Origin of the sequence: Streptococcus sp. 121, from assembly GCF_016458205.1 — a bacterium.
Classification (GTDB): Bacteria; Bacillota; Bacilli; order Lactobacillales; family Streptococcaceae; genus Streptococcus.
In genome coordinates this window covers 1-1652 of the sequence record NZ_JAEMED010000077.1, presented here as the reverse complement: position 1 = coordinate 1652, position 1652 = coordinate 1, and the positions used below count along the sequence as shown (strand labels likewise).

Annotated in this window: 1 rRNA gene; it reads right to left on the bottom strand. The window is 51.6% G+C overall.

Annotation, left to right across the window (positions count from 1 at the left end):
* Positions 1 to 66: 66 nt before the first annotated feature.
* A 16S ribosomal RNA gene (locus JEQ21_RS09715) occupies positions 67 to 1612 on the bottom strand.
* Positions 1613 to 1652 lie beyond the last annotated feature (40 nt).

Sequence of the window (1652 nt, the reverse complement as noted above, 5' to 3'; positions counted from 1 at the left end):
TTTCTTGGTTGTCATCTACATGACCCCTCAAAACTGAACAAGTACCAATGTCATCCATTTCCTTAGAAAGGAGGTGATCCAGCCGCACCTTCCGATACGGCTACCTTGTTACGACTTCACCCCAATCATCTATCCCACCTTAGGCGGCTGGCTCCAAACGGTTACCTCACCGACTTCGGGTGTTACAAACTCTCGTGGTGTGACGGGCGGTGTGTACAAGGCCCGGGAACGTATTCACCGCGGCGTGCTGATCCGCGATTACTAGCGATTCCGACTTCATGTAGGCGAGTTGCAGCCTACAATCCGAACTGAGACTGGCTTTAAGAGATTTGCTTGCCGTCACCGACTTGCGACTCGTTGTACCAGCCATTGTAGCACGTGTGTAGCCCAGGTCATAAGGGGCATGATGATTTGACGTCATCCCCACCTTCCTCCGGTTTATTACCGGCAGTCTCGCTAGAGTGCCCAACTCAATGATGGCAACTAACAATAAGGGTTGCGCTCGTTGCGGGACTTAACCCAACATCTCACGACACGAGCTGACGACAACCATGCACCACCTGTCACCAGTGTTCCGAAGAAAAGCCCTATCTCTAGGACGGTCACTGGGATGTCAAGACCTGGTAAGGTTCTTCGCGTTGCTTCGAATTAAACCACATGCTCCACCGCTTGTGCGGGCCCCCGTCAATTCCTTTGAGTTTCAACCTTGCGGTCGTACTCCCCAGGCGGAGTGCTTAATGCGTTAGCTCCGGCACTAAGCCCCGGATAGGGCCTAACACCTAGCACTCATCGTTTACGGCGTGGACTACCAGGGTATCTAATCCTGTTCGCTACCCACGCTTTCGAGCCTCAGCGTCAGTTACAGACCAGAGAGCCGCTTTCGCCACCGGTGTTCCTCCATATATCTACGCATTCCACCGCTACACATGGAATTCCACTCTCCCCTTCTGCACTCAAGTTAAACAGTTTCCAAAGCATACTATGGTTAAGCCACAGCCTTTAACTTCAGACTTATCTAACCGCCTGCGCTCGCTTTACGCCCAATAAATCCGGATAACGCTCGGGACCTACGTATTACCGCGGCTGCTGGCACGTAGTTAGCCGTCCCTTTCTGGTAAGATACCGTCACAGTATGAGCTTTCCACTCTCATACCCGTTCTTCTCTTACAACAGAGCTTTACGATCCGAAAACCTTCTTCACTCACGCGGCGTTGCTCGGTCAGGGTTGCCCCCATTGCCGAAGATTCCCTACTGCTGCCTCCCGTAGGAGTCTGGGCCGTGTCTCAGTCCCAGTGTGGCCGTTCACCCTCTCAGGTCGGCTATGTATCGTCGCCTAGGTGAGCCTTTACCTCACCTACTAGCTAATACAACGCAGGTCCATCTGGTAGTGATGCAGTTGCATCTTTCAAATAGATATCATGCAATATCCATTGTTATGCGGTATTAGCTATCGTTTCCAATAGTTATCCCCCGCTACCAGGCAGGTTACCTACGCGTTACTCACCCGTTCGCAACTCTTCCAGAAGTGCAAGCACTTCCTTCAGCGTTCTACTTGCATGTATTAGGCACGCCGCCAGCGTTCATCCTGAGCCAGGATCAAACTCTCATCAAAAGTTTGAGTCTTCACTCATTTTTCTGTCGCTGACAGATTT